Source organism: Pseudomonas sp. ABFPK (assembly GCF_001586765.1).
Classification (GTDB): Bacteria; Pseudomonadota; Gammaproteobacteria; order Pseudomonadales; family Pseudomonadaceae; genus Aquipseudomonas; species Aquipseudomonas asiatica.
Genome location: NZ_LQXW01000023.1, coordinates 134,109 through 156,129 on the forward strand (window position 1 = coordinate 134,109; position 22,021 = coordinate 156,129).

The following is a 22,021-nucleotide window of genomic DNA, read 5'->3' on the forward strand; positions in this document are numbered from 1 at the left end:
AACCATGGAACTACGCATCAACCAGAAGACCTACCAGGTCGAGGCAGACGCCGACACGCCCCTGCTATGGGTGATCCGCGACGACCTGGGGCTGACCGGCACCAAGTATGGCTGCGGCCTGGCCCAGTGCGGCGCCTGTTCGGTGCTGGTGGACGGCAACGTGGTGCGCGCCTGCGTCACCCCGGTGGCCGGCGTGGTCGGGCGCGAAGTGACCACCATCGAGGCGATCGAGGCCGATGCCGTCGGCAAACGGGTGGTCGCGGCCTGGGTCGAGCACCAGGTGGCCCAGTGCGGCTACTGCCAGTCCGGCCAGGTAATGGCGGCCACGGCGCTGCTCAAGCACACGCCCAAGCCCAGTGACGCACAGATCGAGGCAGCCATGGTCAACCTGTGCCGCTGCGGCACCTACAACGCCATCCATGCTGCCGTGCATGAGCTGGCCCAAGGGGAGAAGGCCTGATGAACACACCAGTCGATACCCCCGCCGAACTGCTCAAGCTGCAACTGGGCGAAACCGTCAACCTGTCGCGTCGGCGCTTTCTTGCCGGCACGGCTGTCGGTGCCCTGGTGCTGGGTTTCGGCCTGCCCATGGGCTCGGCCCGCGTGCAGGCAGCTGCCGCAGCAACTCCGGAGCGCGGCACCCAGGTGCCGGCGTTTCTGGAGATCCGCCCGGACGGCAAAGTGCGCCTGCTCAGCCCGTTCATGGAAGGTGGCCAAGGCCCCTTCACCGCCATGGCGCAGATCGTTGGTGAAGAGCTGGACGTCGACCCGGCCAATTTCGTGGTCGACAGCGCGCCGCCCGGCGAAGCCTATGTAGTGATGGAAAACGGCATGCGCATCACCGGCGGCAGCATGTCGGTGCGCATGAGCTACCCGACCATGCGCCGCCTGGGCGCCCTCGCCCGGGCCATGCTGCTGCAGGCGGGTGCCGAGCAGCTGGGCGTGCCGGTCGAAGAACTCTCCACCACGCCGGGTCACGTGGTACATACCACGACTGGCCGCTCCATCCCCTATGGTGAACTAGCCGGGCGTGCCATGGACCTGCCGGTGCCGGACCCGGCCAGCGTCAAGCTGCGCGACCCCAGCCAGTTTCGCTGGATCGGCAAGCCGGTACGTCGCCTGGATGCCTACGACAAGTCCACCGGCAAGGCGGTGTACAGCATCGACATCAAGGTCGACGGCATGCTCCACGCTGCCGTGCAGCACGCGCCACGCCTGGGCATGACCGTCGGCAGCCTGCGCAACGAAGACCAGGTCAAGGCCATGAAGGGCGTGCATTCGGTGCATCAGCTGCCGGGTGCCGTGGCCGTGGTTGCCGAACGCTGGTGGCACGCCAAGCGCGCGGTCGAAGCCATCCAGGTGGACTGGAAGGAGCCCGCGGCCGACAGCCCGGTACGGCCAATGCCGGCCGACTTCTCCAGCGATGGCTGGCGCGAGCACCTGGCCACGGTCACGGGCCCGGCGCGCGATGACGAAAACCAGGGCGACGTGGCCGGTATGCTGGCCAGTGCCAAGACCCGGGTCGAGGCAACCTACCATAACCAGTACCTCAACCACGCCCAGCTGGAGCCGCCGTCGGCACTGGCGCGCTTCAACCCGGACGGCACCCTGGAGGTATGGCTGCCCAACCAGGCGCCGGACATGTTCCGTGACGACATTGCCAAGCGCACCGGCCTGGCCCCGGCACAGATCACCCTGCATTCGCCGTTGCTGGGCGGTTTCTTTGGCCGCCACTTCCTGTACGACTCGGCCAACCCCTACCCACAGGCCATTGCCTTGGCCAAGGCGGTCGGCCGGCCGGTGAAACTCATCTGGAGCCGCGAGGAAGAATTCCTCCGCGATGTGCTGCGCCCGGTCGCCGTGGTGAAGTTCCGCGCCGGGCTGGATGCCGACGGCCTGCCGGTGGCCCTCGAAGCCGTGAGCGCCACCGAAGGCCCGACCGAGGCCCTCGCAGGCAAGCAAGGCGAAAAGCTCGACCCGACCGCGCTCGAAGGCCTGTCGGGCAAGTCCTACGCCATCGCCAACAAGCGTATCGCGCAGATCTACGTGAAAGGCCCGGCCATGCTCGGCTACTGGCGTTCGGTGGGCAACTCGCTGAATGACTTCTTCTATGAGTCGTTCCTCGACGAACTGGCCGACAAAGGCGGCAAGGACCCGTTCGAACTGCGCCTGCACCTGCTGCGCGACAACCCGCGCCTGACCAACCTGCTGCAGGCCGTCGCCGAGCTTTCCGGCGGCTGGAAGCGCGGGCCGTTCACCGCCGAGGACGGCAGCAAGCGGGCGCGTGGCGTGGCCATGGCCTCGCCGTTCGGCTCGGAGGCAGCGGTCATTGCCGAGGTATCGATCGAGAACGGCCAGGTCAAAGTGCACGACATCTGGCAGGCCATCGACCCGGGCAGCATCGTCAACCCGGCGATCATCGAGCATCAGGTCAACGGCGCCGTCGCCCTGGGCCTGTCGCAGACACTGCTGGAAGAAGCGGTGTACGTCGATGGCAAGCCGCGCGCGCGCAACTACGACCTGTACCCGATCCTGCCGCCGTCGCGCATGGCCAGGGTGCATGTGCGCATTGTCGAAAGCGGGGCGAAGATGGGCGGCATCGGCGAGCCACCGTTGCCCGCAGTGGCACCGGCGGTGGCCAACGCAGTCGCGCAACTGACCGGCCAGCGCGTGCGCAGCCTGCCATTGAGCCGCCATACCTTCAGCTGAGCACACAAGGACGCCCCATGACCCATCGTTTCGCAAGAACCGCTGGCTGGCTGGCGCTGCCGTGCCTGGTCGCGGCAGGCCTGCTGGCCTGGTACGTCACCCGCGAACCCGCCTCGCCATTTGCCGATGCGCAGGCCACCACCGCGGACCCGGCGCTGGTCAGCCGTGGCGAGTACGTAGCCCGCCTCAGCGACTGCGTGGCCTGCCACAGCCTGGCGGACGGCAAACCGTTCGCCGGCGGGCTGGAAATGGCCACCCCGCTAGGGACGATCCACGCCACCAACATCACCCCCGACCGCGGCACCGGCATCGGTGGCTACAGCCTGGCCGACTTCGACCGTGCCGTGCGCCAGGGCGTAGCGCCCGGTGGCCGACGGCTGTACCCGGCCATGCCCTACCCGTCCTACGCCAAGCTCAGCGATGACGATGTAAAGGCGCTGTATGCCTTTTTCATGCAAGGCGTGCAGCCGGTGCAACAGGCCAACCTGGCCAGCGACATTCCCTGGCCGCTGAACCTGCGTTGGCCCATCGCCTTGTGGAACGGCGTGTTCGCCGCCACCACGCCCTACACCAACCAGGCCGGGCAGGATGCCCAGTGGAACCGCGGCGCCTACATCGTCCAGGGCCCAGGCCACTGTGGCAGCTGCCATACGCCGCGCGGCCTGGCCTTCAACGAAAAGGCCCTGGATGACAGCGGCAAGCCGTTCCTCGCTGGTGCCCTGCTCGATGGCTGGTATGCACCGAGCCTGCGTGCCGACCCCAACACCGGACTGGGGCGCTGGAGCGAAGCCGAGATCGCGCAGTTCCTCAAGACCGGGCGCAACCGGCATGCGGTGGTATTCGGCTCGATGACCGAGGCCTTCAACAACTCCACGCAGTTCATGAGTGACGACGACCTGGCCGCCATCGCCCGCTACCTGAAGTCGCTGCCCGGCGACCCGCAACGCGACGGTGCTCCGTGGCAATACCAGGCCGAAACGACGGCGGCGCGGCTCGACAGCCCTGGGGCGCATACCTATGTAACCCGCTGTGCGTCGTGCCACGGCCTGGACGGCAAGGGCCAGTCCGAATGGATGCCGCCTTTGGCCGGCGCTACTTCAGCACTGGCCAAGGAAGACGCCTCGGCGATCAACATCACCCTCAATGGTTCGCAGCGGGTGGTGACGGCCGGGTTGCCCGATGCCTATCGCATGCCGGCCTTCCGTGAGCAACTGAGTGACCAGGAAATTGCTGATGTGCTGGGTTTCGTGCGCAGTGCCTGGGGTAACAATGGTGGGCCAGTGAATGCGCAGGCGGTAGGCAAATTGCGTGGGCATACCGACCCGGCCAGCAGTAGCCCGATCATTTTGCACATGCGCTGAATTTGGTGGCTGTACCGGCCTTTTCGCGGGTGAACCCGCTCCCACAGGATTTGCACCACCCCTAAGACCTGTGCAGTACCTGTGGGAGCGGGTTCACCCGCGAAGAGGCCGGTACAGCCACCCTTGAACACCAGGCTTTACCGGAGTACCCATGGAAAGCATCGACCTGCTGGTCCTGCGCACCACCCGAGACTGGCTCGCCGCCGGCCACCGCACCCTGCTCGCCACGGTCGCCCGCACCTGGGGTTCCTCCCCCCGCCCGGTGGGCTCGATGATGGCCCTGCGCAGCGACGGCCGTGTGGTCGGCAGTGTCTCTGGCGGCTGCATCGAGGACGACCTCATTCACCGCTACACCGGTGCCTACGGCGGCCCCGGCATGCCCAGCGGCCTGCCCCAGGTGGTGCGCTATGGCGTCAGTGCCGACGAGGCCCACCGCTTCGGCCTGCCCTGTGGCGGCACCCTCGAACTGGTGCTGGAATTCGCCCCGTCGCTGCCACACCTCGAACAATTGCTCGCCGGCCTCGACGGCGGCAGCCTGGTACGGCGTGGGCTCGACCTGCGCAGCGGTGAAGCCAGCCTCAGCGCCACCACCACGCCCGAACTGTTCAGCTTCGATGGCCGGCACATGCTCAGTACCCTTGGCCCCGGCTACCGCCTGCTGCTGATCGGTGCCGGCGCGCTCGCCGAATACCTGGCGACCATGGCCCTGTTCAATGGCTTCAGCGTTTCACTGTGCGACCCGCGCCCCGAGTACACGGCAGGCTGGAACGTTGCCGGCGTCAACCACCTTGCCGGCATGCCGGACGACGTCGTCCGCGCCTTCGCCCCGGACCTGCGCAGCGCCATCGTCGCTGTCAGCCACGACCCCAAGCTGGACGACCTGGCCCTGCTCGAAGCGCTGCACAGCCCGGCGTTCTATATCGGTGCCATCGGCTCACGGCGCAACAGCCAGCTGCGCCGCGAGCGCCTGATCGAACACTTTGGCGAAAGCGAAGCGTCGTTGCAGCGCCTGCACGGCCCTATCGGCATTTATATCGGTAGCAAGACCCCGGCCGAGATTGCCGTCAGCGTCATGGCCGAGATCCTCGCGGCGAAGAACGATGTCACCCTGCCCGGCGCAGTCAGCGTGACCCGGGCCAAGGAAGCCGAGCAGCTGGCCCGAGCCCTGTAGGAGCGCATGCCAGGCTGCTATTTATTGCCAACGCTCCAGGTTTTGCTGCACCAGTTGCTCCGGCAACGCCCCGGCAACGATCTTTTCCATCGCCCTTGTCAGTGCCTCACGCAGCTTCGGCTGATTGCAGGGCGAGTCATGCGAAAGCGCCAGGTACAGCCCTTCGCTGGATACCGGTGGTTCCAGCACCTGTAAATTGTCGGCAATCCCCAAGGTGCGTGCCAGCGCCAAGCCGGGATACTGCTCGTACACCACGTAATCGCTGCGCTTGTGCATCAACTTCTCGAATGCCTGCCTGGCACCGGGTACCGCTTCGAGGGTGAGGTTGGTTCTGGCGTAGTCGTCGAACTGCTGGCCGTGGCTATTGTTGACCAGCGTGCCGCCTTTGCGGCCCTTCAGGTCGGCCCATTGCTGGTAGGCAAAGGTATTGTCCTGGCGCACCCAGATAACACTTGGGGTATACAGGAATGCGGGGGTAATGAAGTCCATCTGCTGCTGACGGGTCTTGGTCAGGAAGTACCCGGCCATCAGGTCGATCCGGCCCGTGCGCACTTCTTCCTGGGCGCGCGACCACGGCCCGCCGTAGACCACCTCGATTTCCAGCCCCAGTTGTTTGCCCAGGTACTTGAGCAGGTCGGCATTGGCACCGATCAGTTGCTGGGGGTTTTGCGGGTCGCGCCACAGGTAGGGGGGGTATTCCGGGTTGCCGGTGGCAGTCAGCCGCCGGCATTCCTCATGCGCTACCGCCGCCAGCGGCAGCAGCAGGCACGGCAACAGCAGCAAGGCGTGGCGAAAGCAGCGCTCGATCATCGACAACCCTCGGCACATGTGACATCCGCAGACCCGGAGCGGTGGCCAATGGTTGCCACTTCCTGTGGTCGACTGCAGCACCCATCTGTGCGTGCTGCAGACAGTCTGGACCATGTATGGCCATAAGGTTGGCCTTTTATCGGCCAGATGGAGCGCCCCCCTTACTTCAGGCCCCCTGCCGGCGCATCGCCAGGATTGCCGCGCCAAAACCGATAAAGGTAGTGCCCACCACCCGGCTCACCCAGCGCGACAGGGACGGCCGGGTCAGCACGCCCTTGGCCCGCGCCGCCAGTGCGGCATACAGGCTCAGCGAAACCAGCGACAACGCTACGAATATCCCGGTCAGGATCAGGAACTGCGGCAACAGCGCCGCCCCCTGGTCGATGAACTGCGGGAACAGCGCGGTGAAGAACATGGTCGCCTTGGGGTTGGTCACTGCCGTGAGGAAGGCCGACTTGTATAGCTTCAGCGGCGTGGGCCGAACCTTGGCCACACCCTCTGCGTCGCCCTGCGCCAGCATCGGGCTCTTTTTCAGCAATTGCCGCGCCCCCAAATAGAACAGGTAGCCCGCCCCCAGGATCTTCACGGCGTTGAACAGCATTTCGGAACTGGCCAGCAGCGCGCCCAGCCCCAGCATGGCGGCTGCCGACAGGCAGAACAGGCCCGAGCCATTGCCCAGCGACGACCAGATCGCGCTGCGCTGGCCATGGGCAAGGCTGTTGTTGATGGCCATCAGGGTGGGAGGGCCGGGGCTGGCGATCGCGATGGCAGCGACCAAGGTAAAGGCAAACAGCGAGTGAGAATCCATTTTCAGGCTCGTCAGACAATCAGGAAAAATTGCGCACAGGGTGCGCAGGTTCAGTCGCCATTCTGCCGCTTGGCCGCCTTCTTGGCGATAGCCTTCATCCGCGTTGCCGCCCGCTGCACGGTGGCCATCTTCTCGGGGCGCTTCATGCCCCGCCATTTACGAATTTCGTCACGGCTGCGCCCGCAGCTCACGCACAGCTCGCTATTGAGCTGGCACAGCGAGACGCAGGGGTTGTTGATGTCTTTGGCCATGCCGCCACTCAGCCGGGCATTTCAGCCTGCGCGCGCTCGGCGGCAGCGTGGAACACCTGGCGTACTTCTTCGGCCTTGACCTTGGTGACCGACCTGGCAGCCAGCAGCTCGTCGACCACGCGCAAGCCCTGTTCCAGGGCGGTCGCCAGTTGCTCGCGGTCGGAGGCGTCAGCGATATCACCCAGATAAGGAGCGATGAGATACACGTAACGGTCCTGCAGCTTGAGCGCTTCCAGCGCGTCGAGGGCTTTCTGGAACCGATCGGCAGCGGCAGGGCTCATGCTCAATTTATCGAAATGAATCAGGCTCACACGGTCAGTGGCCATCTGGACGAATCTCCGTTTCCTGGTACGGCCAGGCCCACAAGCGGCAGCGCTTCTACGATGCCCGGATGTGCAGGCCTGGGTAATGCCCACAGGGTACCAGAACCCGAGGCAGAAAGGGCCATCGCCCCCAGAACTAAAAGTATTTGGCAGGTCGCGTAATGGACGCCCCGGGGCGTTATCGGGACAGGAGCCGCCGTTTAGTGCGCAGGATAATCCCGCCAGCAATCTCCCCGCCGAGGCAGTCATCGAACTCGGTAGCCCACACAAAACTACAAGCCTGCACCAGCCGGTAAGCCAGAAAGGGGCCTCATCATTCATGGCAAAGGAACACATCACCGAAACGCTCGACCTTGGCGTGACGGATCCCTCGAAAACCGCGGAAGCACGCCAGGACCGGCGTTTCGAGGGCAAGCTCGACTGGATCGTCTTTGGTTTCACCAGCCTCCTGGCCATCGCTTTCGTCCTCTGGGGCTTCCTCAACCAGGCAAGCCTCGCCAGCAGCGCCTCCAGCGCGCAATCCTGGGTCATTCTCAACTTCGGCTGGTTCTTCGTGCTTACCTCCACGCTGTTCGTGGTGTTCGTGCTGTGGCTCGCCGCCAGCCGGTACGGTCGGGTCCCGCTGGGCCGTGATGGCGAACAGCCAGAATTCCGCACGGTGTCGTGGGTGGCGATGATGTTCAGCGCCGGCATGGGCATTGGCCTGATGTTCTTCGGCGTTGCCGAACCGCTGTCGCACTATGTATCGCCACCGCCCGGGACGGCCACCGGGCAGTCCAGCGAAGCGATGCAGGTGGCCATGGCCACAACGTTGTTCCACTGGACCCTGCACCCCTGGGCCATGTACGCCATCGTCGGCCTGGTGATTGCCTATGGCACCTTCCGCCGCGGCCGCTCGCAGCTGATTTCCGCCGCCTTCCGGCCGTTGATCGGCAAGCATGCCAACGGCCCGCTCGGCCGCCTGATCGACATGATGGCGATCTTCGCCACGCTGTTCGGCTCGGCGGCCTCGCTGGGCCTGGGCGCGCTGCAGATTGCCGGCGGCCTGGAATACAACGGCTGGATCGAAAGCCCCGGCAAGCTGTTCTACATCTCGATCATCACCCTGCTGACCATTGCCTTCGTTACCTCGGCGGTGTCGGGCATCGGCAAGGGCATCCAGTGGCTGTCCAACACCAACATGGTGCTGGCGCTGGTGCTGGCGGTGTTCGTGTTCATGGTCGGCCCGACCCTGCTGATGCTCAACCTGCTGCCAACCTCGATCGGCATCTACGTCAAGATGCTGCCGGAAATGATGGCCCGTACCAACGCCAGCGGCGGTGAACAGATGAACAACTGGCTGGCCGGCTGGACCGTGTTCTACTGGGCCTGGTGGATTTCCTGGACGCCGTTCGTAGGCATGTTCATCGCCCGCATCAGCCGCGGCCGCACCATCCGCCAGTTCGTTACCGGGGTGCTGCTGGTACCGAGCCTGGTCAGCCTGGTGTGGTTCACCGTCTTTGGCGGCGCGGGTATCGACGCACTGCGTGAAGGCGCCTTCCAGCTGGCCAATGGTGCGGTCAACAGCAACCACGCGCTGTACCAGTTGCTGGACAGCTACCCGCTGGCCTCGGCGACATCAGTGCTGGTGATGGTTCTGGTAGGCATATTCTTCGTCTCCGGTGCCGACGCGGCCTCGCTGGTAATGGGCACGCTCTCGGAACACGGCACCACCACGCCATCGCGACGTACGGTGATCTTCTGGGGTGCGCTGACCGGTACGGTGGCGGCGATCATGCTGGCAATCGGCGACCCGCGCGACCCCGGCGAGGCACTGACCGGCCTGCAGAACCTGACCATCGTCGTGGCCCTGCCGTTCGTGGTGGTGATGGTGCTGCTGTGCCTGGCGCTGTACCGCGACCTGCGCAAGGACCCGATGATGCTGCGCCACCTGCGCGGCAACGAACTGATCGAGAAGGCCGTGTTGTATGGCGCGGTGAAACATGGCGAAGAGTTCTACATCGTGGTGCAGGAGAAGAAGACTTCGACCAAGCCGGCGTCGGCAGAGGCCGAAGTGACCGGCAACTGACCTGGCAAGTTTGTGGAATCGGGGGCTGCTGCGCAGCCCCCGATCAAGATGCCTTCACTGCCGTGATCAGCCCTTCAACGCCGCCTCTATCCTGGCCACATCGATCTTGCCCATCTGCATCATGGCATCAAACGCCCGCTTGGCCGCCGCCCGGTCGGGGTGGCCGATGGCTTCGATGAGGATGCGCGGGGTGATCTGCCACGAAATCCCCCATTTATCCTTGCACCAGCCGCAGACACTGGCCTCCCCGCCGTTGCCGACAATGGCATCCCACAAGCGGTCGGTCTCGGCCTGGTCCTCGGTGCTGACCTGGAATGAAAACGCCTCGCAATGCGTGAAGGCCTTGCCTCCGTTGAGCCCCACGCAGGGAATACCCATGACGCTGAACTCCACGGTAATCACGTCACCCTGTTTCCCGGATGGATAATCAGCAGGTGCCTGATGCACCGCTATCACTGTCGTGTCAGGGAAGACGCTGGCGTAAAAATTCGCGGCCTCCTCGGCGTCGTTGTCGTACCAGAGGCAGATTGTGTTCTTGGCTGTCATGGTCTTGTTCCAAGAATGGGTGTGAGCCTTTGAGTCTAGTCTCACAGTCGCCGGTTGAAGTCCTGCAACATCCTGCAGACATTTCCGACATCAGGTAGTGAACCTGCTGACAAAAAAACGGTCTTTCGCTGACGGTCAACCCACCGACCGGTTCATCGGCCCAGTCACCGGGCCTACTTTTTGTCCTGTTTCAGCGAAGACCCAACATGCCCGATTCCCGCCCAACTGCTTCCGCCCTCACTGCCCTGCGCGGCGGCCTGATCGCCACCCTGGTGGCCCTTGCCGCACCCGCGCACGCCGAAGAGCCTGCCAGCGATGCACGCTGGGTCAGCGACAGCCTGAGCACCTACGTGCGCAGCGGCCCCACCGATGGCCACCGCATTGTCGGTACGCTCAAGTCCGGGCAGAAGCTGACCCTGATCGGCAGCCAGGGCAACTACAGCCAGGTGCGCGGGCAGAACGGCGATGTGGTGTGGATCCTCAGCAACGACCTGCAGTCGGTGCCAGGCCAGGGCGAGCGCCTGCCGCAGCTCGATGCCCAGGTCGCGGACCTGACCGGGCAGTTGAAGAACATCGACGACAGCTGGAAGAACCGCGTACAGGGCATGCAGGAAACCCTCGATTCACGCAAGAAGCTGATCGACGAACTTGAAGCACGCAACAAGGCGCTGAATGAACAGCTCGACCAGAGCCAGTCGCAGCTGCGCGATACCCAGGCCCGCCTGGGGGACGAGAACAAGCAGGTGATGATGCGCTACATGGTGTATGGCGGCAGCATTGCCGGCGCGGGCTTGCTGGCGGGGCTGATCCTGCCGGCTCTGACCCGTGGGCGCAGGAAGAACGATCGCTGGTTCTGAAGACGGCGCCAGCCTGCGCTGGCCTCTTCGCGGGTAAACCCGCTCCCACAGCCTTGAGCCTGTTGGAGACACTGTAGGAGCGGGTTTACCCGCGAAGAGGCCAGCAAGGGCTTACTTGCTACGTGCCTTGTTGTAGATAGTCTTGGCTTGGTCCGCCGAGGCCTGACACTGAGTCATATCGCCCTTGCTCTGAGCATCCTTGGCATTTTGCAAGTGGACTTTGAAGTCATGGGCCATGCCGCCATGCATTGCCTGGCCACTGGCCTTTTCGAAATCCTCAAGCTCCTTGATCTTGGCCGCACAGTTGCTCGCCGGGTCTGCGTGTGCGGCAAAACTGAGGACCGAGGCAATCACCAGCAAAGGTATGCATTTAGTGGATTTCATGGAGCGTTCTCCTGGAAAACCTGAAGGGTCGTCGAGATGACACTGGCTCGACGCAGCAAACAGCATAGTCGGCCATACGCCCCGGCGCCTCGGCTCAGCCCGGGGGCTATGCCCCCTCGGCAAACAGGAAATCGATGAACACCCGCACCCGCAGCGGCATGTGCCGGGCCTGGGGGTAGATCAGCATGAACGGCCGCGAAGTGCCGCCAAACTCGGCGAGCACTTCCACCAGTTCGCCACTGGCCAGTGCGTCCTGCACGGTAAAGCGGTAAGCCTGCATCAGCCCGCCGCCGTGGCGCACCAGCGTGGCGGTGGCGAGGAAGTCGCCCAGGCAGGTGAACCCACCCTGGGTTTCGATCTCCACCTGCTGGCCATCCTGAAGGAAGCTCCACGGCGGGCGGCGGCCACTGCTGGGCAGTTCGAACTGGATGCACTCATGTTGCAGCAAGTCGTGCGGTGTTCGTGGCGTGCCAGCACGGGCCAGGTAACCCGGCGTGGCCACCACCACCAGTTCGGCATCTTCCAGGCGACGCGCCACCAGCCGCGAATCGGCCGGCTCGCGGCCACGAATGGCCAGGTCGAACGGTTCCTCGGCAAAGTCGACGTTGCGGTTGCTGACATGCACATCCACCTGCACCTTGGGGTAGCGCTGGCGAAACCGAGGCAGCAGCGGCAACAGCCGGTGATGAGCATAGGGCGTGGGTGCACTGATACGCAGCCGACCGCTCGGCTCGACCTGCCCGCCCGTGACCTGGCGCTCGGCCTCCACCAACTGCCCCAATGCCTGCCGGCATTGCTGGTAATAGGCCTGGCCGGCTGCGGACAGGCGCATCTGCCGGGTGGTGCGGACGAACAAGCGCACGCCCAGGCGCTCTTCCAGGCGCGCCACGCTGCGGCTGACCGCCGCCGGGGTAACGCCGGCTTCCGTGGCCGCAGCGGTGAAGCTGCCGCTGTCGGCGGCCAGGCAGAACAGTTCCAGGCTGCCCAGTTGCAGGTCATCGAAATGGCGGGTCATGTCGGCTCGATTGATTACATGATGTATCGATTGAAATGCCCAGCGCCTCATTTTTCAAGTGCTGATTGCAACCTACAGTGGCTTCACACCGAGCCCATGGCTCACTTCACTGGAGATCATGCACATGAACACGCCACGCACCGTCATCATTACCGGGGCCTCGAGCGGCCTGGGTTTCGCCCTGGCCGAGGCCTTCCTCGAACGCGGCGACAACGTGGTCGGCAACGCCCGCAGCCAGGCCCGCCTTGAGCAAGCCGCCGCCCGCCTCGGCAACCCATCGCGCTTCATCGGCGTGGCTGGCGACATCGCCGAGCCGGGCACGGCCCAGCGCCTGTTCGCCAGCGCCGAGCAAGCCTTTGGCGGGGTCGACCTGCTGATCAACAACGCCGGCATCTTCATTGCCAAGCCGTTTGCCGAGTACAGCGAAGCGGATGTCGACGCCCTGGTCGGCACCAACCTCAAGGGGTTCTTCTACCCGGCCCAGGAAGCGGCGCGGATCATGACCAGGCAAGGGCATGGCCAGATCATCGCCATCACCGCCTCCATCGCCTTGCAACCGGACACCCGCGTGCCGGCCCTGCTGCCGGTACTGGTCAAGGGTGGCCTGAACCAGGCGGTGAAAGGCCTGGCACTTGAACTGGCAGCCAGCGGCGTGCAGGTGAATGCGGTGGCACCGGGGATCATCGATACACCGCTGCATGGCGGCAACACACAAGGCATGGGCGCGCTGTCACCCAGTGGCCGCACCGGCTTGCCACAGGATGTCGTGGATGCAGTGTTGTACCTGGCCGACTCACGCTTCGTCAGCGGCGTGATCCTGCCGGTGGATGGCGGTAGCACCGCTGGCACCTGGCATTAACAGAGGAGCGAGCAACCATGCCTTATGTCCATATTCGCGTGACCGATGAAGGCGTCAGTGCTGAGCACAAGCGCCAGTTGATCGAACAGACGACCCGCATGCTGCAGCAGGTGCTGGGCAAGCCGCCGGCCAGTACCTTTGTGGTGATCGAGGAGGTGCCGACCGATAACTGGGGGGTTGGCGGGGAGACAGTGACTGCGGTGCGGGCCCGAGAGCGAGGGTGAAGCCAGCTTGCATCTGAATTGCTGCTTTGGCAGGGACCTGTAGGAGCAGCCTTGTGCTGCGAAGAGGCCGGTACAGGCAACGGAGAAGCATTGTCAGTACCGGCCTCCTCACAGGACAAGGCTGCTCCTACAAAGGGCTTGCCGGCGATTGGGCTGCACAGCAGCCCCTACTGGCGCAACCGCTCCAACGCCTGCAACACATACCCCGTGGCCCGCTCCACCTGCCCTTCCCGGCAGGCAATGCCCAGTTGCCGCCACAACCCCGGCCGCAGCGGCCGGCGGGCAATGCGCCGGTCCAGCTCGGCCGACTCCCCCTCCTGCGGCAGCAATGTCGCCCTATACCCGGCCCCGACCAGGCTCTTGATCGCATCGTTGTAGTTCAGCTCGATTCGCGGCTCAGGGTACAACCCCGCTGCCGCGAACCACTCGCCGGTCACCCGCGAAAGCTGGGTGCTGCTGTCGTTGAGGATCAACGCCCGCTGCGCCAGCCAGGCCGGCGTGACCTTGGCCGGTGGCTGCCAGTCGGCCGGCACGTAGGCCAGGATCGGGTCGCGCCGCCAGGGCGTAACCGCAAGCCCTTTACCGGCCACCTGTGGCAAGGCCACCAGGCCGATATCCAGCGTGCCCTCGCGCAAGCGCGCCAACGAGGCCTGGGAGGTCAGCACCTGTACCTGCACATCGATCCCCGGGTGCACCGTACGCAAGTGCTCCAGCGCTTGCGGCAGCAGGTGGGCGATGGCACCGGTGGAAGCGCCCAGGCGCACCCGGCCGGTCAGGCCCTCGACCTGTCGGCGCACTTCATCCAGCGCAAGGTCGGCGTCGGCCAGCAGGCGGCGGGCACGGGCCAGCAGGGTTTCGCCGATGACCGTGGGCCGCACCTGGCCGCGGGTGCGGGTAAGCAACGGGGCGCCGATGCGCGCCTCCAGCTCGGCCACGTGCAGGCTGATGGTGGGCGGTGCCAGGTTGAGCTGGCGGGCGGCTTCGGCAAAGGAGCCCAGGTCGGAGATGACCACCAGGGTGCGGAGGCGATCGAGGCTGATTTCGCGCATGGGCCAAACTCATTCAGAAAAGATGAACATATCGATCATCATATTCAAATTTTCTTTACCAGAGCCACAAGCGAGCATAGGCCATCCCTCCCCGACCGGACTTTGACCATGCACACCCCTGTTGTCTTCATCGACGGTGACCAAGGCACCACCGGCCTGCAGATCCATGCCCGTCTGCAAGGCCGCAGCGATCTGCGCCTGCTGACCCTGCCCGAAGCCGAGCGCAAAGACCCGCAACGGCGCCGCGAGGCAATCAACAGCGCCGACATCGCCCTGCTGTGCCTGCCCGACGATGCCGCCCGCGAGGCCGTGGCGGCGATCCACAACCCGCAGGTACGGGTGATCGACGCAAGCTCCGCGCACCGCACCAGCCCAGGCTGGGTCTATGGCCTGCCGGAGCTCGACGAGCAGCAAGCCGAGCGCATCGCGCACAGCAAGCGCGTCAGCAATCCCGGCTGCTACCCCACCGGCGCCATCGCCCTGTTGCGCCCACTGGTCAAGGCCGGCCTGCTGCCAGCGGATTACCCGCTGAACATCCACGCCATTTCCGGCTATTCCGGTGGCGGCCGCGCCGCAGTCGAACGGCATGAACAGCCCGCCGCCGGCAAAACCCCGGCCCTGCAACTGTACGGCCTGGAACTGGCGCACAAGCACGTGCCGGAAATCCAGCAGCACGCCGGGCTGTCGGCGCGGCCGATGTTCATGCCCGGCTACGGTGCCTACCGCCAGGGCATCGTGCTGAGCATCCCGCTGCAGTTGCGCCTGCTGCCCGGCCAGGTCAGTGCCGAACAGCTGCAGGCCTGCCTGCAGCAGCACTACCAGGGTGCCCGCCACGTCCAGCTGATGCCCCTGCACCAGCACGGCGCAGCGCCGAACCTCGACCCCGAGGCGTTGAACGACAGCAACGACCTGCGCCTGGCGCTTTACGCCAACCCTGAGCATGGCCAGGTGCTGCTGACCGCAGTGTTCGACAACCTCGGCAAAGGTGCCTCCGGTGCGGCGGTGCAAAACCTCGACCTGATGCTCGGTGCATTGCAGGTACAAGGCTGATCGGCAAAACCGGTTAGACTGTACAGCCCGCGCCCGCATGGCGCGAGCCGTCCATCTACCCGCCGGAGCCCGCCCCCCGATGTTCATCCTGAGCCGCCTCGACAGCGTGCCGCCTGAATCTTTCCAGAACCAGATCCGCGAACTGGTGATCCACCACGTCGGCGAACTGAGCAGTGTCGCCATCAGCGCCGACAACCCGCTGTACCCGCTGTACCAGTACGGCGTCGGCATGGAGGTGCACCAGTACCTGCAAGCACTGGACGGCACCCGCGGCCTGGCCGTGACGCTGACCCTGGCGCTGGATGCCGAAGAGCCGGACCAATTGCTGGGGTTTGCCCTGTCGCTGCCGGCCGAGGACGATGAACAGGCGTGCGCCCTGGCGTTCCTGGCCGTGCGCGCCAGCCATCGACGCCAAGGCATCGCCCGCGCCCTGCTGGGCGACCTGCAGGCACGCCATGCCTGCGTCGAGCTGAATGCGTTTGCCAGCCAGGTACCGTGGTTCGAGGCGATGGGCATGCAGGTGGTGGCCGCCAATGGGCCGCAGGTACTGATGAGCAGTACCGGGCGGGCTAGCGGCGCGCTGATCGGGCGACTGGATATTGCGCCGATCTACCAGACGGCGGAAGTGATGCAGATCCATACCTACCTGCTCAACCAGCAGGGTGAGGATGCGATGATCGAAGCGGAACAGATGCGGGATGAGCGGCTGGACGAACTGACCGCTCAGGCCCGGGAGTGTGTACGGCAGCGCAAGACCGTGCATTGACCCAAGGACCTGTGGGAGATTGCCCAGCCCTTTGGGCTGCGCTGTCGCACAGATAACTGAATTCGCAAGCGATCCTCGTACCCTGTGGGAGCGGCTTTAGCCGCGAAGAATCCAACGCGGTGCATGGCACCGGCTGCGCCGGTGTTCGCGGCTAAAGCCGCTCCCACAGGGTCCCCGCTAATTCAATGAGTTATGTGCAGTTCTATGAGAGCGGGTTTACCCGCGAAGAAGCCACACTGGCCTGTCAGCCATGCACCCAGCGCCGATGCAGCCCACGCGCCAGGGCATCCAGCACAAACCCCAGCACCCCGATCAGCAGTACCATCGCCATCAGCTCGGAATACGCCAACCGGTCGCGGGTATCGAGAATGAAGTACCCCAGCCCCGCACTGACCCCGAGCATTTCGCACGGCACCAGCACGATCCACAGGATACCGATGGCCAGGCGCACGCCGGTCAGCACATGGCCGATCACCCCCGGCACGATCACCTTGCACAAAGTTTCCCGGCGCGTGGCACTCAAACTGCGGCTCAACTGCAACCAGCGCGGGTCCAGCTGCCTTACCCCGGCCGCCGTGTTCAACAAGATCGGCCACAATGCGGCAAACGCCAGCAGAAAGTAGACAGGCTGGTCCCCCACGCCCATCAGCATCACCACCACCGGCATCCACGACAGCGGCGAGATCATGCGCAGGAACTGGAACGCCGGTGTGGTCGCCGCCTCCAGGTGCCGGTAGCTGCGCACCAGCAAGCCCAGCGGCACGCCGATCAGCAGCGCCAGCAGCAGCCCGACCAGGATACGTTTGAGGCTGACCCAGATATGCCCGTACACCTCGCCCTGCCCCAGCAACTCGACCAGGCTGGCCAGGGTCGCTGCCGGCGAAAAGCGCGCCGACAGCCCATCGGCCTGGCCGAACAGCGCGACACCGGCCCACCACAACAGCAACAGACCCAGCAACCCTGCCAGCCCCAGGGCGGCATGAACGACATGCGTGCGCATCAGACCGCGAACTCCTCGCTACGCTCGAAGTTATCTGCGATGCCGAACACCGACGGCCCGCCAACGGTAGCAATGGCGTTGCGCACGAAGCGGTCGTCGACCAGGTCGCGGGCGGTCTGTGCAGGGTCAAGGCCGGCCAGGAACGCGCTGTCGCCCTCGATCAGGGTGGTTTTCAGGCGCTTGACCAGTTCTTCGGTGTAGCTGGGGAACGGGTAAGGCTGGAAATCGATGCGCTTTTCGTCCCACTGCTGGTGGCGAATGGCGCCACTGGCAATGTAACCGGCACGGTCCTCGGCGGCCGGGGCCAGCACTTTGCCGAGCACCGCTGGTTCATGCGGGGTGTACTTGTTGGGGCCGGCCTTGGACAACAGTGCGGCGGCCTCGGCGCGGTGGTCACGGGTCCAGTGCTGGGCCTTGACGATGGCGTTGACCACCTTCTGCGACCACTCCGGGCGGTTGTTCAGGTCGTGCTCGTGCATGAACACCACGCAGCAGGCGTGGTTGCGCCACACATCGCCGGTAAAGCGCTGCACGCGGCCAACCTTGAGGTTCTCGGCCAGGGCGTTGAAGGGCTCGGCGACGATATAGCCAGCGATGCGCTTGCTGGCCAGTGCAGGCGGCATGTCGGACGGCGGCAGCACCAGCAGGTTGACTTCGTTGCCGGCCAGTGGCGCATTGGCCGGCTTCGACACCGGGGTCAGGCCGTTGTCGTCGAGCATCTGTTGCAGCACCACGTTGTGGATCGAGTACCAGAACGGGATGGCCACGGTCTTGCCGCCCAGCTGTTTCATGTCGCTGATGTCCGGGGCCACGGTCAGGCCCGAACCACCCACGTGATTCCAGGCCACCACCTTGGCCGGCACCTTGCTGGCGTAGCGGGCCCATACGGTCATCGGCGACAGCAGGTGGATGACGTTGACCTGGCCGGAGATGAACGCCTCGATCACCTGCGCCCAGCTGCGCAGCAGCACCGGGCGCTCGGCCTTGATGCCTTCGGCCTCGAACAGGCCGTTGTTGTGTGCCACCAGCAGCGGCGTGGCGTCGGTGATCGGCAGGTAGCCAATACGCACCGGCGCGTCCGGCTCGGCGGCGGCCCGGGCCTGCAGGCTCGACAGCAACGGCAGTGCTCCGGCGGCCGTGAGCATGGCGCCGAGCTTGAGGAAATCGCGACGCGAAGAAGAGGAACAGCAGTCATCCATGCACATGGACAGCCTCCGAGGGCAACGGGGTTGGGGTAGGTTCGACTGTGCGGCTTGCCTGCCGAAGGGTTTTGAGGATTTCGATGCGCAAGGCGCCCAGTTCCTCGACCCGCTGCGTCCGTGGTTGCGGCAGGTCGATGTGCCACTGGCCGAGGGTGTGCGCTGGGTGGTTGCCCAGTAGCAGGACCCGGTCGGACAGCAGCAGGGCTTCGTCGATATCGTGGGTGATCAGCACCGCCGCCGTGTTGTGGGTGGCGATCAGTTGCAGCAGCAGTTGCTGCATGTCGGCCCGGGTCACTTCATCCAGCGCGCCGAACGGCTCGTCGAGCAACAGCACTTCGGGCTGGCGGGCCAGGCAGCGAGCCAGCGCGGTGCGCTGGGCCATGCCGCCGGACAACTGCGCCGGGTACTGGCCACGGGCATGGGCCAGGCCCACGGCGGCAATCGCATGGTCGATGCGTGCGCGCCGTTCGGCGGCGGCAAGTTTTGGCTGGCGGGCGAAGTCCAGGCCGAAGGCAACGTTCTTCTCCAGGCTCAACCAGGGCAACAGGCTCGGGTCCTGGAAGGCCACCGCCAGGCGTGGGTGCGGGCCCTGCAGCGGCTGGCCGTGCAGGGTCACGCTGCCACCGCGGGGCTGCTGCAGGCCCGCCAGCACCCGCAGCAAGCTGGACTTGCCGACCCCGCTGGGGCCGAGGATGGTCACCACTTCGCCGGGGGCCAGCTGCAGGTCGAACTGCGCCAGCACCGCTTGCCAGCCACCCTCGCGCGGGTAGCCCAGGCTGATGTCACGGGCTTCGAGCAACATATTGCTCATGCCGCGCCCGCCTGACGTTGCAGTTCGGCGCGCAGTTGCACCAGGCTGGGCGTGACGATCGGCACGAAGGCCGACTCGCGCCAGCGGCGGGCAAAGCCTTCACCGTACTCGCTGAGGTAGGCCTTGCCACCACTGGCCTGCAACTCCAGCTGTACGGCGTCGGCAGCGCTTTCGGCCAGGGTGATGCGCAGCTTGAACAAGGCTGCCGGCTGCTGCTGGAAGCGGCCATCGAGCAGGCCCTGGTTGAGCTCGTTCACGGTGTTTTCCAGGCGCTCGCTGAGCACCTGACGTGCTTCGTCGAGGAACGAGGCACGGCCATGCAGGTGAGCCTGCACTTCCGCCAGCGCCCGCCGCGCCAGGCCAATGGCCATGCCGCACTGCAGCGCCAGGAACGCCGGGCGTACCCGGGGCAGGAACTCGCGGGCATTTTCGTGCAGCAACCAGCCACGCTGCAATTGCACCTGGTGGAAGGCCAGTGCTGCGGTGTTGCTTGACTGCAGGCCCATCAGCTGCAGGTCGTCGGAACGCTCCAGGCCCTGTGCGTCGGACGGGATGGCCAGCACGAACGGTGCACCACCGGCTTCATCTTCGATAGCCGCAGCCACCACGAAGCCGCTCTTGCGCAAGTTGGTCACCCAGTGCAGGCGCCCTTCCAGCTGCCAGCCATCGGTTTGCGGGCGGCCACGCACCTGCAGCGCTTCGATGCCGGACAGGAACTTCATGGCGTTGGACAGCCCGGTGGCGCCGGCCAGTTCGCCAGTCAGCAGGCGCGGCAGCAGGCGCTCGCGCAGGGGCTGGTTGGGGCTGTGCAACAGGTATTCGATGAAGGCGCGCTGGCCCCAGCAAACGAACGCCGCTGCCAGCGAGCGGCTGGCGATCGCGGCGATGGCCTCGACCGCGTCGCTCACCTGCCCGCCCGTGCCGCCCAGGGCCGGGTCGACACCGACGCGCAGCAGCTGCGATTCGGCGATTTGCGCCAGCACCAGCTGCGGCTCGCATTGGCCCCGGTCAATGGCCTCGGCATTGGCATCCAGCCATTGTCGAAATGCACAATCTTGCATGGTCTTGCTCCTTTGAAAACGCCGGGGCCGCCTGGCGGCCCATTCGCGGCACAAGGCCGCTCCTACAACGATCGCGGTACGACCGGTGTCACACGCAGATCATGCAGAAGGTTGCCAGCGGTACTTGCCGAGCTCGTCATTGAGCGGCGTCTGGGCGAACACATTAGCAAAGTTGCACAGGGTTGCGAGGCTCACGCCCAGAATCACCTCCAGGGCGTTGCCTTCGCTGAAACCGGCTGCGCGGAAGGCCTGGTAAGTGGCCTCGCTGACATTGCCGCGGGTGGCGATTACTTCGCGGGCGAACGCGGCCAGGGCTTCATACCGGGCATCGGGCAGCTCGCCACGGGCACGCAGGGCATCGACCACCTCCTGCGGCAGCTTGGCCTTGTTCAGGGCCACGGCCGTGTGGCCGGCCACGCAGAAGTCGCAGCCATGCTGGGTGGCGGCAATCAGCTGCACCACTTCACGCTCGGCCAGGCTCAGTTCGGCTTTGCCGTTGAGTGCCGAAACGGTCACGTAGGTTTCCAGCGCAGCCGGGGCATTGGCCAGTACGCCCAGCAGGTTGGGGATGAAGCCGGAATTCTTCTGGGCGTTCTCGAGGAACGGACGGGCCGCTTCCGGGGCGCTCTGCAGCGTGTGTAAAGTAATGCGCGAGGACATGGAGTGGTCTCCTTTGATGAGTGTCACTACAGTCTGTTGGTTATAAGAACTACCCTCCATATTCATCAGTCGCCTTTCCTTGCTCTTGAGTCTTTGCATTAGATGATTTCGTCCAGCCACCTTGTCGATTGGTTATTAGAGGGCCTGGAGCTCGATGCCAGCCTGTTCCATGTGGGCCGCTACTGCGGCGGCTGGCACGCCAGCACCGAAGGCATGGGCCGGGCCAGCTTCCACCTGGTGGTGCAAGGGCATTGCTGGCTGCACATCGATGGCCAGCCCGAGGCACTGCGCCTGGAGGCGGGCGATGCGGTGTTCCTGCTGCGCGACCTCGGCTATCGCCTGGCCAGCGACCAGGACCCGGCCAGTGCCTGCGCCCAGCCACGCCAGCACATGCAGCACATGGACGCCGATGCGGTCGATGGCGTGGGCCTGGTATGTGGTTTCTTCCACTTCAGGCCGGGGTTGTCGGCGCTGATCGTCGACGGCCTGGCCGACTGGATATTGCTGCGCGCCGATGAACCGGCCGGGCATGCGGCGCGGGCGTTGTTCGAGCTGATCCTGGAGGAGTGCCGGCGCGCCGCCGGGCCGTCGCAGACGTTGCTGGAGCGGCTGACGCACTTGCTGTTCCTGTATGTGCTACGCCAGCAGGTGCATGCCGGGCAGACGCTGGGCGGGCTGGTCGCCCTCGCCCGGCAACCGGCGTTTGCCGGTTTGCTGGAGCAGTTGATCGAGCAACCGGGGCAAGCGTGGACGCTGGAAAGCATGGCCGCCTGTACCGGGTTGTCGCGGTCGGCGTTTTTCAAGCGTTTCAATGAACTGGCCGGACAGTCGCCGGGGCAAGTACTGCTGGCGCTGCGCATGCGCCTTGCAAGCCAGTTGCTGCGGGCGGGGCATACCGTGGAGCAGGTGGGGGCACAGGTGGGGTATCAGTCAGTGGCGGCGTTTACCCGGGCGTTTGCCAAGGCGGTGGGGGTGCAGCCGGGGGCGTATCGGCGGCAGCATGAGGGGCGTTAGCCTGCACTGGCCTCTTCGCGGG

General features: G+C 65.3%; 24 protein-coding genes. 11 read left to right on the plus strand and 13 right to left on the minus strand.

Annotated features, from left to right (window positions below):
* The first annotated feature begins 4 nt into the window (after positions 1-4).
* The 4 genes from WM94_RS15875 (at position 5) to WM94_RS15890 (ending at position 5,241) form a co-directional block, all read left to right on the plus strand.
* The gene (locus tag WM94_RS15875) at positions 5-460 is read left to right on the plus strand and encodes a (2Fe-2S)-binding protein (protein WP_003259224.1); all 456 of its coding nucleotides are present in this window, start codon (positions 5-7) and stop codon (positions 458-460) included.
* A complete protein-coding gene (locus WM94_RS15880; RefSeq protein ID WP_061551640.1) occupies positions 460-2,709 on the plus strand; it encodes a molybdopterin cofactor-binding domain-containing protein in 2,250 nt (749 codons plus the stop codon). Before WM94_RS15875 ends, WM94_RS15880 begins: the two co-directional genes overlap by 1 nt.
* Positions 2,710-2,726: 17 nt before the next feature.
* The gene (locus WM94_RS15885; RefSeq protein ID WP_061551641.1) at positions 2,727-4,070 is read left to right on the plus strand and encodes a cytochrome c; all 1,344 of its coding nucleotides are present in this window, start codon (positions 2,727-2,729) and stop codon (positions 4,068-4,070) included.
* 151 nt (positions 4,071-4,221) lie between these two features.
* Positions 4,222-5,241 carry an XdhC family protein gene (locus tag WM94_RS15890; protein WP_061551642.1) on the plus strand — a complete coding sequence of 340 codons (1,020 nt, stop codon included), beginning with the start codon at positions 4,222-4,224 and terminating at the stop codon, positions 5,239-5,241.
* A gap of 21 nt (positions 5,242-5,262) precedes the next feature.
* Here WM94_RS15890 and WM94_RS15895 read toward each other — a convergent pair whose 3' ends face one another.
* The 4 genes from WM94_RS15895 to WM94_RS15910 all read right to left on the minus strand — a co-directional run bounded on the left by WM94_RS15895 (position 5,263) and on the right by WM94_RS15910 (position 7,436).
* Positions 5,263-6,051: an ABC transporter substrate-binding protein gene (locus tag WM94_RS15895; protein WP_061551643.1), complete on the minus strand. Its 789-nt coding sequence runs from the start codon at positions 6,049-6,051 to the stop codon at positions 5,263-5,265.
* Between the two features lie 166 nt (positions 6,052-6,217).
* A complete protein-coding gene (locus WM94_RS15900) occupies positions 6,218-6,859 on the minus strand; it encodes a LysE family translocator (protein WP_061551644.1) in 642 nt (213 codons plus the stop codon).
* A gap of 50 nt (positions 6,860-6,909) precedes the next feature.
* Positions 6,910-7,110, minus strand: a complete 201-nt coding sequence (locus WM94_RS15905; RefSeq protein WP_061551645.1) for a DUF1289 domain-containing protein — start codon at positions 7,108-7,110, stop codon at positions 6,910-6,912.
* Between the two features lie 8 nt (positions 7,111-7,118).
* Positions 7,119-7,436, minus strand: coding sequence for a hypothetical protein (locus WM94_RS15910; protein ID WP_003259233.1), 318 nt, complete (start codon positions 7,434-7,436; stop codon positions 7,119-7,121).
* A 316-nt stretch (positions 7,437-7,752) separates the two neighbouring features.
* On the opposite strand from WM94_RS15910, the gene WM94_RS15915 reads away from it, so the two are divergent.
* The gene (locus tag WM94_RS15915; RefSeq protein ID WP_061551646.1) at positions 7,753-9,501 is read left to right on the plus strand and encodes a BCCT family transporter; all 1,749 of its coding nucleotides are present in this window, start codon (positions 7,753-7,755) and stop codon (positions 9,499-9,501) included.
* A 66-nt stretch (positions 9,502-9,567) separates the two neighbouring features.
* Here WM94_RS15915 and WM94_RS15920 read toward each other — a convergent pair whose 3' ends face one another.
* A complete protein-coding gene (locus WM94_RS15920; RefSeq protein ID WP_015270715.1) occupies positions 9,568-10,047 on the minus strand; it encodes a VOC family protein in 480 nt (159 codons plus the stop codon).
* Between the two features lie 206 nt (positions 10,048-10,253).
* On the opposite strand from WM94_RS15920, the gene WM94_RS15925 reads away from it, so the two are divergent.
* Entirely contained in the window at positions 10,254-10,904 is a 651-nt protein-coding gene (locus tag WM94_RS15925; protein WP_061551647.1) for a TIGR04211 family SH3 domain-containing protein, read from the plus strand.
* Positions 10,905-11,015: 111 nt separating this feature from the next.
* Here WM94_RS15925 and WM94_RS15930 read toward each other — a convergent pair whose 3' ends face one another.
* Together WM94_RS15930 and WM94_RS15935 are read right to left on the minus strand one after the other, a co-directional pair.
* Positions 11,016-11,288, minus strand: a complete 273-nt coding sequence (locus WM94_RS15930; RefSeq protein WP_013973013.1) for a hypothetical protein — start codon at positions 11,286-11,288, stop codon at positions 11,016-11,018.
* A 106-nt stretch (positions 11,289-11,394) separates the two neighbouring features.
* Complete coding sequence (locus tag WM94_RS15935; RefSeq protein WP_003259239.1) at positions 11,395-12,303, minus strand: LysR family transcriptional regulator; 909 nt, start codon at positions 12,301-12,303, stop codon at positions 11,395-11,397.
* 124 nt (positions 12,304-12,427) lie between these two features.
* Here WM94_RS15935 and WM94_RS15940 point away from each other — a divergent pair, with 124 nt between their 5' ends.
* Both WM94_RS15940 and WM94_RS15945 read left to right on the plus strand, forming a co-directional pair.
* Positions 12,428-13,162, plus strand: coding sequence for an SDR family NAD(P)-dependent oxidoreductase (locus WM94_RS15940; protein ID WP_061551648.1), 735 nt, complete (start codon positions 12,428-12,430; stop codon positions 13,160-13,162).
* A gap of 17 nt (positions 13,163-13,179) precedes the next feature.
* A complete protein-coding gene (locus WM94_RS15945) occupies positions 13,180-13,386 on the plus strand; it encodes a 4-oxalocrotonate tautomerase family protein (protein ID WP_061551649.1) in 207 nt (68 codons plus the stop codon).
* Between the two features lie 167 nt (positions 13,387-13,553).
* Here the strand turns inward: WM94_RS15945 and WM94_RS15950 are convergent, their stop codons facing one another.
* Positions 13,554-14,435 (minus strand): LysR family transcriptional regulator, encoded by an 882-nt coding sequence (locus WM94_RS15950; protein ID WP_061551650.1) that lies wholly within the window; start codon positions 14,433-14,435, stop codon positions 13,554-13,556.
* A gap of 108 nt (positions 14,436-14,543) precedes the next feature.
* Between WM94_RS15950 and argC the strand changes: the two genes are divergently transcribed.
* Together argC and WM94_RS15960 are read left to right on the plus strand one after the other, a co-directional pair.
* Entirely contained in the window at positions 14,544-15,485 is a 942-nt protein-coding gene (argC, locus tag WM94_RS15955) for an N-acetyl-gamma-glutamyl-phosphate reductase (protein WP_013973018.1), read from the plus strand.
* 79 nt (positions 15,486-15,564) lie between these two features.
* Positions 15,565-16,251, plus strand: coding sequence for a GNAT family N-acetyltransferase (locus WM94_RS15960; protein ID WP_061551651.1), 687 nt, complete (start codon positions 15,565-15,567; stop codon positions 16,249-16,251).
* A 244-nt stretch (positions 16,252-16,495) separates the two neighbouring features.
* Here the strand turns inward: WM94_RS15960 and WM94_RS15965 are convergent, their stop codons facing one another.
* The 5 genes from WM94_RS15965 to WM94_RS15985 form a co-directional block, all read right to left on the minus strand.
* The gene (locus tag WM94_RS15965; RefSeq protein WP_061551652.1) at positions 16,496-17,251 is read right to left on the minus strand and encodes an ABC transporter permease; all 756 of its coding nucleotides are present in this window, start codon (positions 17,249-17,251) and stop codon (positions 16,496-16,498) included.
* Complete coding sequence (locus tag WM94_RS15970) at positions 17,251-18,456, minus strand: ABC transporter substrate-binding protein (protein WP_003259241.1); 1,206 nt, start codon at positions 18,454-18,456, stop codon at positions 17,251-17,253. The genes WM94_RS15965 and WM94_RS15970 overlap by 1 nt, the downstream gene beginning before the upstream one ends.
* Entirely contained in the window at positions 18,443-19,264 is an 822-nt protein-coding gene (locus WM94_RS15975) for an ABC transporter ATP-binding protein (protein ID WP_061551653.1), read from the minus strand. The genes WM94_RS15970 and WM94_RS15975 overlap by 14 nt, the downstream gene beginning before the upstream one ends.
* On the minus strand, positions 19,261-20,325 hold the full coding sequence (locus WM94_RS15980) for an acyl-CoA dehydrogenase family protein (protein ID WP_061551654.1): 1,065 nt from the start codon (positions 20,323-20,325) through the stop codon (positions 19,261-19,263). The genes WM94_RS15975 and WM94_RS15980 overlap by 4 nt, the downstream gene beginning before the upstream one ends.
* A 99-nt stretch (positions 20,326-20,424) precedes the next feature.
* Positions 20,425-20,985, minus strand: a complete 561-nt coding sequence (locus WM94_RS15985) for a carboxymuconolactone decarboxylase family protein (protein ID WP_061551655.1) — start codon at positions 20,983-20,985, stop codon at positions 20,425-20,427.
* A gap of 102 nt (positions 20,986-21,087) precedes the next feature.
* Here WM94_RS15985 and WM94_RS15990 point away from each other — a divergent pair, with 102 nt between their 5' ends.
* Positions 21,088-21,999 (plus strand): AraC family transcriptional regulator, encoded by a 912-nt coding sequence (locus WM94_RS15990; RefSeq protein ID WP_061551656.1) that lies wholly within the window; start codon positions 21,088-21,090, stop codon positions 21,997-21,999.
* Positions 22,000-22,021: the final 22 nt, after the last annotated feature.